General features: G+C 39.7%; 15 protein-coding genes. 11 read left to right on the top strand and 4 right to left on the bottom strand.

The window, feature by feature from the left end:
* Positions 1–97 precede the first annotated feature (97 nt).
* From OLW01_RS16100 to OLW01_RS16110, 3 genes are all read right to left on the bottom strand, one after another.
* Positions 98–1,378 (bottom strand): alginate lyase family protein, encoded by a 1,281-nt coding sequence (locus OLW01_RS16100; protein WP_268076978.1) that lies wholly within the window; start codon positions 1,376–1,378, stop codon positions 98–100.
* A 62-nt stretch (positions 1,379–1,440) separates the two neighbouring features.
* Positions 1,441–3,909 (bottom strand): glycoside hydrolase family 2 protein, encoded by a 2,469-nt coding sequence (locus OLW01_RS16105; RefSeq protein ID WP_268076979.1) that lies wholly within the window; start codon positions 3,907–3,909, stop codon positions 1,441–1,443.
* 97 nt (positions 3,910–4,006) lie between these two features.
* Positions 4,007–4,300 carry a hypothetical protein gene (locus OLW01_RS16110; RefSeq protein WP_268076980.1) on the bottom strand — a complete coding sequence of 98 codons (294 nt, stop codon included), beginning with the start codon at positions 4,298–4,300 and terminating at the stop codon, positions 4,007–4,009.
* Positions 4,301–4,925: 625 nt separating this feature from the next.
* Between OLW01_RS16110 and uxaC the strand changes: the two genes are divergently transcribed.
* The 11 genes from uxaC to OLW01_RS16165 all read left to right on the top strand — a co-directional run bounded on the left by uxaC (position 4,926) and on the right by OLW01_RS16165 (position 15,157).
* Positions 4,926–6,359, top strand: coding sequence for a glucuronate isomerase (uxaC, locus tag OLW01_RS16115; RefSeq protein ID WP_268076981.1), 1,434 nt, complete (start codon positions 4,926–4,928; stop codon positions 6,357–6,359).
* Positions 6,360–6,389: 30 nt separating this feature from the next.
* Positions 6,390–7,376, top strand: coding sequence for a TRAP transporter substrate-binding protein (locus OLW01_RS16120; RefSeq protein WP_268076982.1), 987 nt, complete (start codon positions 6,390–6,392; stop codon positions 7,374–7,376).
* A 5-nt stretch (positions 7,377–7,381) separates the two neighbouring features.
* On the top strand, positions 7,382–7,873 hold the full coding sequence (locus OLW01_RS16125) for a TRAP transporter small permease (RefSeq protein WP_268076983.1): 492 nt from the start codon (positions 7,382–7,384) through the stop codon (positions 7,871–7,873).
* Positions 7,874–7,883: 10 nt separating this feature from the next.
* Positions 7,884–9,182: a TRAP transporter large permease gene (locus OLW01_RS16130; RefSeq protein ID WP_268076984.1), complete on the top strand. Its 1,299-nt coding sequence runs from the start codon at positions 7,884–7,886 to the stop codon at positions 9,180–9,182.
* 25 nt (positions 9,183–9,207) lie between these two features.
* Positions 9,208–9,690 carry a gluconokinase gene (locus OLW01_RS16135; RefSeq protein WP_268076985.1) on the top strand — a complete coding sequence of 161 codons (483 nt, stop codon included), beginning with the start codon at positions 9,208–9,210 and terminating at the stop codon, positions 9,688–9,690.
* Entirely contained in the window at positions 9,690–10,982 is a 1,293-nt protein-coding gene (locus OLW01_RS16140) for a nickel-dependent putative hexonate epimerase (RefSeq protein WP_268076986.1), read from the top strand. Before OLW01_RS16135 ends, OLW01_RS16140 begins: the two co-directional genes overlap by 1 nt.
* On the top strand, positions 10,982–11,923 hold the full coding sequence (larC, locus tag OLW01_RS16145; RefSeq protein WP_268076987.1) for a nickel pincer cofactor biosynthesis protein LarC: 942 nt from the start codon (positions 10,982–10,984) through the stop codon (positions 11,921–11,923). The genes OLW01_RS16140 and larC overlap by 1 nt, the downstream gene beginning before the upstream one ends.
* Positions 11,924–12,002: 79 nt before the next feature.
* Complete coding sequence (gene larE / locus OLW01_RS16150; RefSeq protein WP_268076988.1) at positions 12,003–12,815, top strand: ATP-dependent sacrificial sulfur transferase LarE; 813 nt, start codon at positions 12,003–12,005, stop codon at positions 12,813–12,815.
* Positions 12,802–13,488, top strand: a complete 687-nt coding sequence (larB, locus tag OLW01_RS16155) for a nickel pincer cofactor biosynthesis protein LarB (RefSeq protein WP_268076989.1) — start codon at positions 12,802–12,804, stop codon at positions 13,486–13,488. The genes larE and larB overlap by 14 nt, the downstream gene beginning before the upstream one ends.
* Positions 13,488–14,174: a hypothetical protein gene (locus tag OLW01_RS16160; RefSeq protein WP_268076990.1), complete on the top strand. Its 687-nt coding sequence runs from the start codon at positions 13,488–13,490 to the stop codon at positions 14,172–14,174. The genes larB and OLW01_RS16160 overlap by 1 nt, the downstream gene beginning before the upstream one ends.
* A gap of 38 nt (positions 14,175–14,212) precedes the next feature.
* Positions 14,213–15,157 (top strand): DUF4861 family protein, encoded by a 945-nt coding sequence (locus OLW01_RS16165; protein WP_268076991.1) that lies wholly within the window; start codon positions 14,213–14,215, stop codon positions 15,155–15,157.
* Between the two features lie 93 nt (positions 15,158–15,250).
* Here the strand turns inward: OLW01_RS16165 and OLW01_RS16170 are convergent, their stop codons facing one another.
* The gene (locus OLW01_RS16170; protein WP_268076992.1) at positions 15,251–15,391 is read right to left on the bottom strand and encodes a hypothetical protein; all 141 of its coding nucleotides are present in this window, start codon (positions 15,389–15,391) and stop codon (positions 15,251–15,253) included.
* Between the last annotated feature and the right edge of the window lie 386 nt (positions 15,392–15,777).

The following is a 15,777-nucleotide window of genomic DNA, read 5'->3' on the forward strand; positions in this document are numbered from 1 at the left end:
GCTTAAGTTTATCGTAAGTGAGCCCTTTTGTTGCTAAGCAGTGAAAGGACTTATACGATGACACCACCTCAGCAGAGGTGGTGTCAATAGAGATGGTTTAAATTAAAGGTATATAATTAACATCATTTGGTTTTGTTAACCAGATAACGGGATGCCGGATAGGTAAATTTCTCACCACTTCATATTCACTCGGATCAGCTTCAAAAGGCAACCAAGCTTTTAAATATTTAGGTTTTTGAAACGCAAAAGCGGCAAAAATGATGCTGTTTTGCCGAACGGGCCAATCATTCCAATATTGAATATCTGGTGCTAAAGGCCAGGCGTTTTTATTTAAAATGTAAGGTCGCATAAATTCAACAGCAAGCTGCATGCCGCGTCCGTCTGCTAACTTAAAGTGCCACAAATCATTTTGCTCATTAGAGGCTATTTGTGCAACCCCAGCCATAATATCTAAGACAAATAGTGAATAACCATAAGGTTTAGTTCTGGCAAGTTCAGCAGGAAACCCACCTTGTTGATCCATCATTTCTGTTAAGTAAACTTGTTTAAATTGCTGGCGAACCCAATTTATGGTTGATTGGTCATTCACTAAGCGTGCAAATGTAGCCGCTTGTAGTGACCAAGCAACGCCATGGTTATTAGGGTGGTGCTTTTCAGTTAAGCCATATTCATGTGTATTTAGCCAGTTCAGGTAACTTGAAAACCAAGCTAATATTTTGTTTTTATCTTCTGGGGTAAATACATTGGCTTCAATTAAAAAAGGAATACTTTTAGCTACTTCAACCAAATGTACCGTATCAATAATCCCAATGCTGCGGCCAGAGTGACGTCCTTTAATGGCTTGTCCATATAATAAGCTGGGATTCATGCGGGTTTTTTCATCGGCAAACCAAGCGCTGACATGTTGCGCTGCTTTATCAGCATAGGTTGTATCTGAACTAATGATATAGGCTGATGTTAAACTGGCGACAATTTCGCTAAAACGCATCAGCGAAAGCCTGTGTTCAACAAAATTATTGGGATTTGATTCTCCATCTCGTCGAATATAAGGGGCACTGATATCATCAGGATCTGGCCACCAATAATCCCCCTCAGAATAAAAGTCGTGTAAACCGCCTAAGCTGCGTTCTGCTTTATCTGCGGTAATCGTTTTAACGGGTGAATTTAAATACTGGTCGGCTTTTTTTATTACTCTAGCGCTTTCGCTAGTAAATAAATTAAAACCATTGTTTAAGGTCGGATCAGCAATCGAAGTGCTTGTTTTGTCAGAGGTGAGTCCCAAATCTGTTTGAGCAGAGGTGCAACCTAATATTGGCAGTAAGATACAAGTGGTTATTGCTAAATAGGCTGTTGTCCGTTTTGATATGTTTTTTAACATTTAAAGCTATCCTTTTTTGTGATAAAGAAGGGCGCTTTGAGCCCTTCTTTCTTTAATAGCGTTTATTTAGCGGGTAAGCGCAAATAAATACCTTTCACATTTTGTGTTCTGAACTCTATCGTGGTTTCTTTATTACCCGGTATAAACTCAATTTTGGCAACCCCACTGGCAATTTCAATAATGCTACTACCGGTTGGTGTGCCTTGGTTTTCCACTAATTGGCCGTGGCCTTCTAAGTTAGAAAAGTAAGCTCTTTCTGAATAATTTAAAACCCGATTCTTATTTTTATCTAAGGCTTCAACTGTGATTAAATAATTGCCATTGGCTAACTTTTTGTAGTTCATTGCAAAATGATCTTGTTTGCCATGTTTGCCCACTAAATAAGTCACCTTGAGTTGATCTTCTGCAACTTGTGAATCGCTATTAAAGCCCTTGACTGTTAACTTATTTTCGCCGTTGTTAAAAGGTGTTTTCCAAACTAAGCCGCCTGCTGGCACTTTGTTAACATCTTTTGTTTTACGTCCTAAAGATTGACCATTTAAGAATAGCTCTGCTTCTTGAGTGTTACAATAAACCGTGACATCGCGGCCTTCTTTTGGTCCGTTTCTGTGTGTCCAAGTTTTAGATTCGATATAACAAAATGGTTCTGTGGTCCAGTAGCTTTTAAAGACATAATAAACATCTTTTGGATTACCGGCTCGGTCAAATAACCCTTTTTGATTAATATACGGGATTGGATTTTCTGGACGCAATGGGGTGCCAAAATCTTTTACAGCCCACTGTGCAGTACCTGTTAAACCTGGCAAGTTTTCAGATACTTGTAAATGCCAATCAAACAGGTCAACCATATAATTTTCATTCCAATCTGAATCTTTAGCAACGCTTTTTACAACGGCCTGATTCATCGCTTCTTCAACAGAAGCTTGTGCACCTCGCATACCTTTTGCTGAGATTGGTGTTTCTGTATGGCGACCAACATGGCTAGAACCACCGTACTCCATATGAATAAAGTTAGGGTATTTTTTAGTTGAGTTGATGACGGCTGCTTCATATTGACTGTAAGAACCTCCGTACCAACCAGCCCAAATTGACGGTGAAAAAGTGTCAACTGTCGTTGCACCTGGGTAGTATTTTCGGATACTGGTTAATCGGCTAGGGTCAATTGATTTTGTTAACTGATTTAAATGCTGCAAATAAGGCATAATCACTTCGTCAGCACCGCCACCTTCAAAGTCTTCTTCCCAATAAATTTCATTACCGAGTGACCAAAAGATAATGCTTGGGTGATTAATATTTTGATTGATTTGCTCAACCCAAAGTCGCTCTGTATTAGCTTCCCATTCGGCGCCGCCTTTGCCACCACGACACCAAGGCAGTTCATCCCATAAAATTAAACCCAGCTCATCTGCGGCTTTATATATTTCAGGATCTTGAGGGTAATGGCCTAAACGAACAAAGTTAGCGCCCATTTCTTTAATCATTTCCATATCTTTTCTGTGTTGCTCGTTTGATAAAGCCGCACCGACACCCGCGCTTTCTTCGTGCCTGTGAGTGCCGCGCAATAACACACGTTCACCGTTTAGTAAAAAGCCTTTACCTGGTATGGTTTCAAACCAGCGATAACCAAATCGTTCGGTTAATTTATGCGTTGCTTTGTCTTTGTTTAATAGCTGAACCTGCACTTTGTATAAATTAGGTGTGTCTATAGACCATAACTGTGGCTTTGCGAGCGGATCAAAATCAAGGTTTACTGTTTGATTTTTAGCAGCAGCCAAGGCTTGATTGTTTAATTTTTTGCTTTGAATGATTTCTCCGGCAGGTGAAATTAAATGAGCAATTAAACTTAAATCTGGATTGATTTTAGTTTTATTTAATTTAACTTCGATTTGAGTTTTTGCCGATGATTTAGAAACCTGTGGCGTTTTAATCGTTAATTTATCGACATAATGGGTTGGTAAGGTTTTAAACCAGACGTCACGGGTTATACCACCATATAAGAAAAAGTCAGACTTTTGTGATGGGATTAAGTTTCTGTTGTAGCGATTAGAAACGCGCACCATCACATTGTTGTCCCCTTGGGTGACCCAGTCTGTAATATCAATTTCAAAACCCACATAGCCGCCAATGTGTTCACCGGCTAATTGATTATTAACATATACCTGAGTTTCGTAGTTGGCGCCTTCAAAATAAAGCACAAAATGCTGCTGATCAGTGCTGGCTAAATGAATATTTCGCTTATACCAGCTTGCGCTTCTGCGATAACCTGGCTCTGCATCTATGGTATCGGTTGCATTCCAAGTGTGAGGTAAATTAAGGGTTGTCCAATTAGCATTCGCCAGAGCTTGTGTTGGCGTGTTGGCATCATTTTCTAAATAACCCCAACTATTGTTAATTAAAACGGTTGAACTTTCGCCTTGAGCATTTGAATTAAATGCCATTGCGTGGGCGGTTCCTTGAACCTGAAGTAAACTAATAAAGCTAATTAAAAATAAATTAATAAGCTTCTTGTTTAAGTGAACGAAATTACGCATGGTAGTTCCTTAAGTGATTAATATAAACATAAAAGGTCGCAGCTTTTGACTGGGGTCTGAGCCACTATTGGTTGTGTTGGTGAAACTAGGTTGCAAATCATAATTTATTGGTGCTGTTTATCGCTTGCATGATTTGTTTAAACTGGCTTGCTAAATTAGGGTAATGCGTTGTCTTTTTATATTGTTGTTTTTGAAAAAGAGGTTGCGCAGACATTAAGGTTTTTTGAGTGCCAGATAGGCAATTTATGCTGCTTGTTGTTGCACAGAGGTGATGATTGAGTTTAAGCCAAATTTTACTCATTGGCTGAGTTAGAGCAGCTAACGAATCAGCTAATGAATAGCGTGCTATACTTAAATTATTATTTTTAATGCCACCTGATGGTAAAACCATTTTATCGTTAACCTTTGAATGAATTGAGGTTAAACAGGCATTAACTGATTTGATTGTGCACTTAAATATGGCACTAAAATAAAGCGGAATTAAGCTTAAACTGACAGGGAGGGATTTTTTAAGCTTAATAGTATTAGAGCCTGTAGGCAATATCGGAGCAGTTAAAGATAGTCGAAGTTGATATGCAGTAATGCACTTAGTTAGCCATATTAGGCGATAAATGTTTAGCATTATGGTTCCTCAAAAAATCTTTCATCAGGTAATGTGGCATTACCAATTTATAATATCGACTGGTTATTCATCTGTCAATGTATAAACTGAAACCTTTTTTTTACATTTTAATGCTAGTTCAGGTTACTATTAATGATTTTAACGGGTCGTGTACTATTTACCGCATGGCAGATTATGGTCAAAAAATGGCTTCTTTACTTTTGGTAAGGCCACTTGACTGAGGCTGCTTTTATTAATAAACTAACAAACATGTAATATAAATTAATTTTTTATTGTGAATGATGATTAAGGCAAGTGGCTATCAAAGATAAGATGCTAGCTTGTTTGCTGCGCAGAATCATAAATATGAATGCAAATTAAGCCTGAGTCACCCAATTTATTAGAAGGTATGTTTATGGATAATTCAATCTCACCCTTACACCCGGATCGGCTCTTTAGTACCGACCCAGCGGCTCGCCAGTTAAGCCAAGCGTTATATCACTCAATTGCTAAATTACCTATTATTAGCCCTCATGGCCATACCGATCCAAGCTGGTTTGCAGATAACCAAGCCTTTAAAAATGCAACTGAATTATTAATTATCCCTGATCACTATGTTTTTAGAATGCTTTACAGCCAAGGGATTTCTTTACGTGACTTAGGCATACCCACAGTTGATGGTAGTGCCACTGAAACTGACTATCGTAAAATTTGGCATGTATTTGCACAAAATTATCATTTGTTTATTGGTACGCCATCTAGAATGTGGATGGATTATGTGTTTATTGAAATATTTGGCTTGAAAGAAACTTTATCTGCTGCAAATGCTGATTTTGTTTATGATCATATTAACCAGTGTTTAGCCACTGATGCCTTTAAACCGCGAAAGTTATTAGAAACCTTTAATATTGAATTATTAGCTACGACTGAAAGCGCAATTGATGACTTAAAACACCACGCTAAATTAAAAGGCACGTGTATTGAAAATACGGTTATTACCACTTTTAGACCGGATGATGTGACTAACCCTGAATCACCCAAGTTTATTTCTTCTTTAGAAAAACTTGCTGAGATGACCAAAGAAGATACTTTTAGCTGGCAAGGCTACTTAAATGCACTGCGTAACCGGCGTGAATTTTTTAGAGAGCATGGCGCAACGGCAACGGATCATGGTCATGCTACGCCTAAAACCGCAGATTTATCAAAATCTGAATGTGAAAACTTGTTTAGTTTAATGATCAAAGGCCAGTTTACCCCAGAGCAAGCTGAGCTGTTTAGAGCGCAAATGTTAACTGAACTCGCAGGCATGAGTATTGAAGATGGCATGGTGATGCAAATTCATCCGGGCAGTTACCGTAACCACAATGAGCCTTTATTTAAAGCATTTGGTGCAGATAAAGGGGCTGATATTCCGGTGCAAGCTGAGTTTGTTAAAAATTTACAGCCGATGCTGTCTAAATATGGCAATGAAGCAAATTTACGGGTGATTTTATTTACCCTAGATGAATCTAACTATACACGTGAATTAGCACCACTGGCAGGCCATTATCCATGTTTAAAACTAGGTCCGGCTTGGTGGTTTCATGATAGCCCAGAAGGCATGTTGAGGTATCGTCATTCAGTGACAGAAACTGCTGGTTTTTATAATACAGTTGGTTTTAACGATGATACACGGGCATTTTTATCAATACCAGCCCGCCATGATGTCGCCAGACGAATTGATTGTCGCTTTTTAGCTCAAATGGTTTTAGAGCATAGAATGTCAGAAGCAGATGCTTACAAACTGGCAAAAGATCTAACGTATAACTTGGCAAAAAACGGTTATAAAAACACTTTGCAAACAGCCTAGTTAATTGATTCTATGCTTTGGAGGCGTTACATGATTAAGTCTATTATTCTCTTGTTTAGCATGGTAAGCACTTGCTTATGGCTGACCAGTTGTTCAGATTTGAATGATAAAACGGTATTAAGAATTGGCCATACTCTAGATTTGGATCATAGTGTGCATAAAGCCATGGTGCATTTGGGTAAACAGTTAGAACAATACTCAGGCGGCACAATGGCACTTAAAATTTATCCCAATGCACAGCTTGGTAACGAACGAGAAATGGTTGAATTATTACAAATAGGCTCGTTAGCGCTCACCAAAGTGTCGGCTGCCACCATTGAAGGTTTTGTGCCTGAAATGAAAGTATATGGTATTCCATATGTTTTTATTGACCGAGCGCATCGTTGGCGTGTTTTACAGGGCGAAGTCGGTAAAGCCTTATTAAAAGAAGCTGAAAAAGCCCACTTAGTGGGGTTAGGGTATTACGATGCAGGCAGTCGCAGTTTTTATTTAACCAATAAATCCGTTAAAAAGCCAAATGATCTAACAGGTAAAAAAATACGAGTGATGGAAAGCAGAACCGCGGTTAATATGGTTAAAGCGTTTGGTGGCTCGGCGACCCCTATTTCATTTGGTGAGTTATATGCAGCTTTGCAGCAAGGCGTGGTTGATGGGGCTGAAAATAACCCGCCTTCATTTTATTTATCACGGCATTATGAAATTGCTAAAAACTATACCTTAGATGAGCATACCTCAGTACCGGATGTGATTTTAGCAAGCAAACACGTGATGGATAACTTAAATGAGCAGCAAAAAATGTGGCTCAATGCGGCAATAACCGACTCTGTTGAATTACAAAAAAAGCTATGGCGCGAATCTGAAGAATCAGCACTGAGCGCCGTAAAAGCCGCCGGTGTTGAAATTGTCTATCCAGATAAACAACCTTTTATTGATGCGGTTCAACCCATGCACGATAGCTTAAAGGGCACACCTATTGGGGTTTACCTTGACAGCATTAAACAACTGGCTGCGGAGTAATTAAGATGAAAACGCTAACAGATTTAATTGATAAACTATTACAGCTTTTGTTGATTGTTTTGAGTACGACCATAGTGGCTTGTGTGACTTGGCAGGTTTTTGCCCGCTATGTTTTGCAATCTCCAAGCTCTGTCACCGAAGAACTCGCTCGGTTTTTATTAATATGGATTGGTTTATTTGGCGCAGCTTATGCCTATCGCATGGGCTCACACCTAGGGTTAGATATTTTAACTAACCGGATGAAACCAGTAAATAAACGTGCAGCTGACCTATTTTCAAATTTAACAGTGTTGTTTTTTGCCGCTTATGTCATGGTGTTAGGTGGTATTTCACTGGTTGCATTAACCATGGACCCTAGCCAAATATCAGCCTCGTTAGAGATTAAAATGGGTTACATTTATTCAGCTGTCCCTATTTCAGGTGGCTTAATTTCATTGTTTGCGATTGAAAAGATTTATATGCGTTTAACCCAGCCAATTAATACAGCTGAGTGCTAAGGGGAATTTTGTGGAATATTCAGGTTTAGTTTTAATTGCGGTATTTTTTGTATTGTTGGCATTAAATGTGCCGATTTCATTTAGCATAGGGGTGGCAACGGTTGTCACTATGTTGATCAGTATAGATTTTGTGCCAGCGGCAACCACAATCGCCCAAAGGTTAGCTGGCGGGATTAATAGTTTTGCATTGTTAGCAATTCCATTTTTTGTTTTGTCCGGATTAATTATGGGACAAGGGGGGATCGCCAAACGGTTAATTGAATGTGCGATGGCGCTCATTGGTATGTTACCCGGCGGCTTAGCCCTAGTAAATGTGCTGTCTTGTACCTTGTTTGGTGCTATTTCAGGTTCAGCGGTTGCGGCTACCAGTGCGATTGGTAGCTTTATGATCCCGCAGATGGAAAAAAAGGGTTACGATAAAAACTTTAGTGCGGCGCTGACCGCATCGGCAGCCACCACGGGCATGTTGATTCCACCGAGTAATATTTTAATTATTTATGCGATTGCTAGTGGTGGGGTTTCGATTGCCTCTTTATTTGTGGCCGGTTATTTACCGGGCATTTTAGTGGCTTTATCACTGATGTTGGTTTGTGCTGGTTATGCCAAAATGAAAGGATATCCGGTTGAAGCAAGATTACCGTTTAAATTGGTTCTAGAAAAAATAATAGCGGCTGTTCCTAGCTTATTATTAATTTTTATTGTGATTGGCGGGATTATTTCGGGTGTATTTACCGCAACCGAAGCCGGTGCTATTGCTGTGGTGTATTCATTAATTTTATCGGTTGTGGTTTATCGTGAAGTTAGTTTGCCACAACTCCCTAAAATTTTATTAAAATCGGCAGAAACCACCGCCATTGTTATGCTGCTAATTGGCGCTTCGTCGGCGATGTCATGGATATTATCGTATGAAAATATTCCACAAACTATCAGCGATACCTTATTAGCGTTAAGCCAAAACCCTTTTATTATCTTATTAATTATTAATATCACTTTACTAATTGTGGGGGCTTTTATGGATATGACCCCTGCGGTATTAATTTTTACCCCGATTTTTTTACCGGTTGCTGAAGCTTTGGGTATGTCGCCATTACATTTTGGTATTATGATAGTGTTAAACCTATCCATTGGGCTTTGCTCTCCACCGGTTGGCTCTGTGTTATTTGTTTCTTGCGCTGTGGCTAAAACCAGTATTGAAAAAATTATTAAACCGTTAATCCCACTGTATATAGCCATGTTTATTGTATTAATGCTGGTCACTTATATACCTGCGATTAGTGAATTTTTACCAGGCTTATTTGGGTTAGCTTAAACACTTAAAACAAATGGAAAATATTATGATTTATATAGTGATGGGTGTGAGCGGTTGTGGTAAATCGTCAATTGGCCAGTTATTAGCAGATAAATTGGATTTAGCTTTTTATGATGGTGACGACTTTCACCCTCAAAGCAATGTTGAGAAAATGTCTAGTGGCATTGCATTAAATGATCAAGACAGAAAACCTTGGTTAGAGGCAATGGCTCAGCATATGCTGAATTGGCAGCAGCAAGGCGGGGCTGTGTTGGCGTGTTCGGCACTTAAACAAAGCTATCGAGATATTTTGCAATCCACTTTGGGTGAACAAGTTAAATTTGTTTATTTAAAGGGCAGTAAAGCCTTAATAGGTGAAAGATTAGCTGCGAGGCAAGGCCATTTTATGGCAGCTTCATTACTAGACAGCCAATTTAATACGTTGGAAGCGCCAGAGGATGCGATTATTGCACCCATTGAACTCACGCCAGAGCAAATCGTAAATCAAATTTTAAAGAGTATAAAATAATGACTTATCCTATTCACACGGTTGATACAACTAATGGCATTTCAGATCAACAACTTACTGTGTTGCTTGATGAGTTTATTAAACAAAAAGCGGCAAATGCAAAGCGTATATTAATTTTACCGCCGGATATCACCCGTTTTTACTCTAAGGCAGGTTTTATTTCTGCTTATTTATATGAAAAGTTAAAAGATCAGGCCGAGATTTATTTTTTGCCCGCGTTAGGCACACACGATCCAATGAGCGATGCTGAAATTGACGTCATGTTTGGTAAAAAAATCCCTAAGTCGCTTTTTATTCCGCATAAATGGCGTACAGATGTTAAAAAATTAGGCGAAGTTAGCTCAGCTAGAATTAATGAGTTATCTGAAGGTAAATTGGATTACAGCATGGATGTTGCAGTCAATAAACTAGTTGATGAAGGCAATTGGGATTTAATTGTTTCAGTTGGGCAAATTGTGCCGCACGAAGTGATTGGTATGGCTAATTACACTAAAAATATTTTAGTCGGCACGGGCGGCTCAGACACCATACATAAATCACATTTTTTAGGCGCCGTGTATGGCATGGAACGCATTATGGGCCGCACCAGCACCCCAGTGCGTAAAGCGCTCAATGAAGGTTATGATCAATATTTAAGTCATTTACCCATCGAATTTATTTTAACTGTACTGGGTAAAAAAGAGAATAAACTGGCGCTGCAAGGGGTATTTTGTGGTGCTGAAGAAGAGACCTATGTTGAAGCCTGCAAACTCAGTCAAAAGCTCAACTTATCTTTATTAGCTAAACCGATAAAAAAAGCGATTGTGTATTTAGAGCCATCTGAGTTTAAAACCACATGGCTTGGCAACAAAGCCATTTATCGTACTCGTATGGCTATGGCTGATGCAGGTGAGCTCATTATTTTAGCGCCGGCTTTACACCGATTTGGTGAAGACATGGAAATTGATGCGCTAATCCGCCAATATGGCTACCGCACCACAGATGAAACCCTACAAGCCGTAAAAGCAGACAAGCAACTAGCCAATAATTTATCGGCGGCTGCGCATTTAATTCACGGTACATCGGATAATCGGTTTAATATAACCTATTGCCCGGGTGATGGGGTGAGTCGGGCAGAAATAGAGTCGGTCAATTATCAATACTGCCATTATGATGATATGGTGAAAAAATACCCGATTGAAACCTTGCAAAATGGCTGGAATACCATGCCTGATGGTGAAGAAATATTTTATGTCAGTAATCCGGCATTGGGTTTATGGTCAACTGAGTCAGGTTTTAACGGTACAAATTAATGGCACAAACGCTTGATCTTAAACAATCGCCTGCGGTGGCTAAATCTGAGCTTTTTCCAGAGCTGAGTCATATTCATTTAGATGTGGTTGGTGGCATAGCGGGCGATATGTTTATTGCCTGTATGTGCGATACTTTTCCAGTGTTAGAAGCTAAAGTACAGTCGGCCATTAAACAGGTTTTGCCGGCCCAAATAGGTGAAGGCAAGTTTTGGGCTGAAACCAATGCAGGCATTGGCGTTAAGCGCTTTAAATTAACAGAGCCTGCTAATTTGCAAGCTAGCCAGTCACAAAATCAGCTGCAAAAAATAAAGTTGCTTAAACCTATCAAATCCATGTCAATTGAATTAAAGCAAAGCGCTGGCGAGATAAAACCTTCGGTTTCTGCAATCATAAGTAAAGATGCAGATTTAAGCCATTCGCATCAGCATACAACCTATAAGGCACTGAAAAACCGGATTGATTCAAGTACATTAGCCGAGCCCATTAAGCAAATTGCCGCCAGTATTTTAAAACGCCTAGCCATTGCTGAATCAAAAATTCATCAACTCAGTTTAGACGAAGTGCATTTTCATGAACTGGCCGACTGGGACTCATTAATGGACGTAGTGGGTGCTGCGACCATTATCTCTGAGCTTAAAGAGGTTAGTTGGAGTGTATCAAAACTACCTTATGGGGGTGGGGTGATTCAAAGTGCTCATGGGTTAATTCCTGTACCTGCGCCAGCAACGGCTGAAATTTTAGTGGGCTTTAGCTTTTTTAGTGACGGCATTTTAGGCGAGCGAATTACCCCAACCGGTGCAGCTATTTTAGCTGAATTAATTGACCCACATGCTCAACCGGCCTGTGCAGCTGGGCGCATGTTAAAAACAGGGTATGGCGGAGGACAAAAGCGGTTTGCAGGTTGTCCTAATATTTTACGGGCTGTGGCATTTAAAAAGTAAGTGTTGGCGCCTGCGCATGTTAGATCTGGCCGCTAATGTTAAACTAAGTGCTAAATTAAAGTAACAAAGGGTAAGCCTTATGAGCATATTGCAAAAGTTAGATCAATTAATTGCACAGCTTAATCAATATCAAAATTTAAGCATTGCAATTAGCGGCGGTATTGACAGCATGCTGTTATGCTATGTTGCGCATGCTTATTCTAGCGCCAAAGTGTTGGCTGTACATGCGGCATCACCGGCGGTACCTAAAGCGGCTTTTGAGCGCGTTGAGCGCTTTGCTCGTGAACAGAACTGGCCACTAAAAATCATTGATGCCAATGAATTTTCAGATCCTGATTATTTAAAAAACCCAGCTAACCGCTGTTATTTTTGCAAAAGTAATTTATACAGCCGGGTGGCGAGTGTATCGGTCGGTGCGATAGCGTCTGGGACTAATATGGATGATCTCTCTGATTATCGACCAGGATTAAAAGCCGCGACCGAAAATAAAGTTGTTCATCCTTATGTTGATGCCCAGCTTAAAAAAAGTGATATTTATGCACTGGCTGAGCATTTAAATATTAAAGATTTAGAACGATTACCAGCCCAACCTTGCTTAGCTAGCCGAGTTGAAACTGGCCTTAATATAGTGGCTGAAGACTTAAGTTTTATTGATCATTGTGAAACCCAAGTTCGTCAATTTTTACCGAATATAGCCGATGTACGAACCCGAATGACTCACTCAGGGGTGTATGTTGAATTAAGTGAATTGCCACCTCAGCAAATATTAAGTCAGCTTAGCCAATTAATTAAACAAATTTGTCAGTCGAATGATTATTTGTTTGCGGGCGTTCGTTTGTACCAAAAAGGCTCCGCATTTTTAACAGAAGATAAATTTTATGCAGCAGTATGAATGGGATTATGATCGCCATCAAAGAACCAATATAGGCGAAGCCGTTTATTGTGAAAGTAAATCAGTTGAGCAAATTCAGCTTATTTTAAACCAGCACATTCAAAACCAAGCGAACGTATTATTGACGCGTTTATCGGCCGAACAATTCCAGCTGCTTGACGCTGACATTCAGCAAAAACTGGATTATTGTGCTATTTCAAAAACGGCGATATTACAGTCTAAATCGGCTCATTTGGCCGATGTTTCCCCCTTTTTTGCTAATTTTAAAGTGGGCATTATTACCGCTGGTACTTCTGATATTGCTGTGGCGAGTGAAGTTGCTCGAACCTTGTCGTTTAATCAAATTCACTCTGAAATGATTTGTGATGTGGGTGTGGCAGGTATTCATCGTTTATTAAATAAAATAGATAATATTCGTCAATTTCCGGTATTAATAGCGTGCGCAGGCATGGAAGGTGCTTTGTTTAGTGTGCTGACTGGCTTAACTCATGCGCCTGTTATCGCTGTACCCACCTCAGTTGGATATGGGGTTTCTAAGGGTGGAAAAACCGCGTTAGAAAGCGCGTTGGCCAGTTGCGCACCCGGTATTACCACAGTCAACATAGATAACGGCTTTGGCGCAGCTTGTGCGGCCATTAAATTAGCCCACATGTGCAAACAGTGGAGCCAGTAATGGATATCGCAAATTTAAGTATTTTATTATTGGCTTTAGGCATGGGCTTGCTACATGCATTAGATGCTGATCATGTTATTGCGATGTCAACGATTGTGAGCTGTGAAAATCGGTTAAAACGTATTGCTCAATACTCAATGTTATGGGGCGGCGGCCACGGTGGTATTATTTTATTGGTGACCATAGCTTTTATTTATTTTGACTGGGCTTTTCCGCAAACTTGGTCTTTGTATGCTGAAAAAACCGTGGGTATTTTATTGATTTTACTGGGCGCACAATTATTGTTTAAAATTTATGTTTCAAAGTTGCAATTGCTTTGGCACAAACATGGCAATTTAGCGCACTTTCATTTTGTAAAGCGAGATGAAATTGAGGCTCACCAACAAATCAGCAAACATAACCTTTGGCAAAAGCATAAACCTTTATTGGTAGGCATATTACATGGACTTGCGGGTAGTGCGCCCATGTTAGCTATATTACCAGGGATATCAGGTCAAAGAATGAATACAGGGTTGGCTTACGTTGCAATTTTCACATTAGGCTGTCTGGTAGGCATGTTAGCGTTTGGTTTAGGCTTAGGCTTGTGCCAGCGTAAACTAGCTCACATACACCTTGGTTTTAGCAAAGTTTTGCAAACCTTTAGTGGCGCTATCTCATTAGGTATTGGCTGTTACTGGTTAACTTAAATTGATCATTTATTCGTTAGTAAAATAAAGGTGTCAGAATGAAACTAATATGGCAAAGAACATGGAAAATAAGTCATAAAAACTTCGCTAAAACGATTTTAGTTTTAGCGGGCATGAGTGCAATAGGCTGTGCGAGTCCAGATAAACAACAAACTGAACTAAACGCTGAAAAGTTAAATAAAGCGAGCACTTTTGCGCGTTTTGTGCCTGAGCGTAAAGACGATTTTGCCTGGGAAAACGATTTAATTGCGTTTAGAGCTTATGGCCCTGCCCTGAGACCTTCAGCAGAAAATGCAGGTACAGACTGTTGGTTAAAACGGGTGGATTATCCGGTGATTGACCTTTGGTATGAGCGTGCCCAAAATGGGGTCTCATATCACAAAGATAATGGGGAGGGGCTAGATAATTATCATGTGGGTCGTTCAATGGGATGCGGCAGTACAGGGATTTGGCTAAATCAAACATTGGAGCAGCTGGAAACTTACACTAGCTGGAAAATATTAACCCAAACCCAAGAAAAAACCGTGTTTGTTTTAAGCTACAACAAAACGATAAACTCAACTCAGTATCGAGAAGAAAAACAAATAACAATTGAACTGGGCAAGCGTTTATATCAGGTTCAATCTCAGTTTTTTGTTAATGATAAAGTCGCCGCTAATTTACCGGTCGCGATTGGGTTAACCACTCATGATGAAAAAGCCGCAGTGACTTATAATGTTAAAGCAGGTTGGCTTGCCGCGAGTGAAAATTTAGAAGGGGCTTATTTAGGAACCGGCGTTTTATTAGCGCCAAATTATCCTATTAATCAAGTAATCAATCAGCTAAGCAAAGGTCAAAAAGACGCAGGCAACGCCATGTTAATAACACAGACAGACCAAAATGGCCGAGTTAAATATTGGTCAGGTTATGGCTGGGGGAAACAAGGCGACATCAGCAATATAAATGATTGGGCCGAATATTTAAATCAGTTTACAGCACCGTAATAAAAAGTATTTAGCAGCCTGCGTAGATACCATGTCTCACAACCAGCTTCAAGTATCAATTTAAGCTACTTGAAGCTGGTATTCAGTTTGATTTTATACAACACCAAAACAAATCTGCATCAGCTTTCGCATATTTGCGCCTATTGCTTGCGTTTGAGTTTCACCTAGCTTTAATAAACTTTCTTTTTGTTGCTTGACACTCAAGTTGTACCGCCCAGCAACTATGGCTGCCATATACAATTTTTCTCGTAATCGGACTGGTTCGTTTTACTTAAGGAGATCCGGCCTTTGAGCCTGCCTGGTTCATGAAATTTAGGAATCAATCCAATATAAGCGCCTACCTGCTTGGCGTTTTTAAATGTTTTGGCAAGCTAATTCCAAAGCTAACTCCAAAGCCAGCCATCTATAAACAATCCCTGTCAACTAACTCCAAAGCCAGCCATCTATAAACAATCATAAAAACAGTTGCTTAGTGATTTGTTGTCTTTGGGTTCGTTGGTTTTTATTCATGAAATTTTTAAACTTGGTAGTGATTTAACGGATGTGTCTTGTATCTTGTATCAGTTAGCTGCTGACGGGTGAAATTCAGCCGTATTGGAATAGATTTTAGTATTGTTGGT

It is taken from the genome of Catenovulum adriaticum, from assembly GCF_026725475.1.
In the GTDB taxonomy this organism is placed as follows: domain Bacteria; phylum Pseudomonadota; class Gammaproteobacteria; order Enterobacterales; family Alteromonadaceae; genus Catenovulum; species Catenovulum adriaticum.

Bases quoted from the DNA above. Each gene is read 5' to 3' on its own strand.
- OLW01_RS16125 (WP_268076983.1), top strand. From the start codon at position 7,382: ATGAAAACGCTAACAGATTTAATTGATAAACTATTACAGCTTTTGTTG.
- OLW01_RS16170 (WP_268076992.1), bottom strand. From the start codon at position 15,391: ATGGCAGCCATAGTTGCTGGGCGGTACAACTTGAGTGTCAAGCAACAA.
- OLW01_RS16105 (WP_268076979.1), bottom strand. From the start codon at position 3,909: ATGCGTAATTTCGTTCACTTAAACAAGAAGCTTATTAATTTATTTTTA.
- OLW01_RS16140 (WP_268076986.1), top strand. From the start codon at position 9,690: ATGACTTATCCTATTCACACGGTTGATACAACTAATGGCATTTCAGAT.
- larC (WP_268076987.1), top strand. From the start codon at position 10,982: ATGGCACAAACGCTTGATCTTAAACAATCGCCTGCGGTGGCTAAATCT.
- OLW01_RS16100 (WP_268076978.1), bottom strand. From the start codon at position 1,378: ATGTTAAAAAACATATCAAAACGGACAACAGCCTATTTAGCAATAACC.
- larE (WP_268076988.1), top strand. From the start codon at position 12,003: ATGAGCATATTGCAAAAGTTAGATCAATTAATTGCACAGCTTAATCAA.
- OLW01_RS16160 (WP_268076990.1), top strand. From the start codon at position 13,488: ATGGATATCGCAAATTTAAGTATTTTATTATTGGCTTTAGGCATGGGC.
- uxaC (WP_268076981.1), top strand. From the start codon at position 4,926: ATGGATAATTCAATCTCACCCTTACACCCGGATCGGCTCTTTAGTACC.
- OLW01_RS16110 (WP_268076980.1), bottom strand. From the start codon at position 4,300: ATGGTTTTACCATCAGGTGGCATTAAAAATAATAATTTAAGTATAGCA.
- OLW01_RS16165 (WP_268076991.1), top strand. From the start codon at position 14,213: ATGAAACTAATATGGCAAAGAACATGGAAAATAAGTCATAAAAACTTC.
- OLW01_RS16135 (WP_268076985.1), top strand. From the start codon at position 9,208: ATGATTTATATAGTGATGGGTGTGAGCGGTTGTGGTAAATCGTCAATT.
- OLW01_RS16120 (WP_268076982.1), top strand. From the start codon at position 6,390: ATGATTAAGTCTATTATTCTCTTGTTTAGCATGGTAAGCACTTGCTTA.
- larB (WP_268076989.1), top strand. From the start codon at position 12,802: ATGCAGCAGTATGAATGGGATTATGATCGCCATCAAAGAACCAATATA.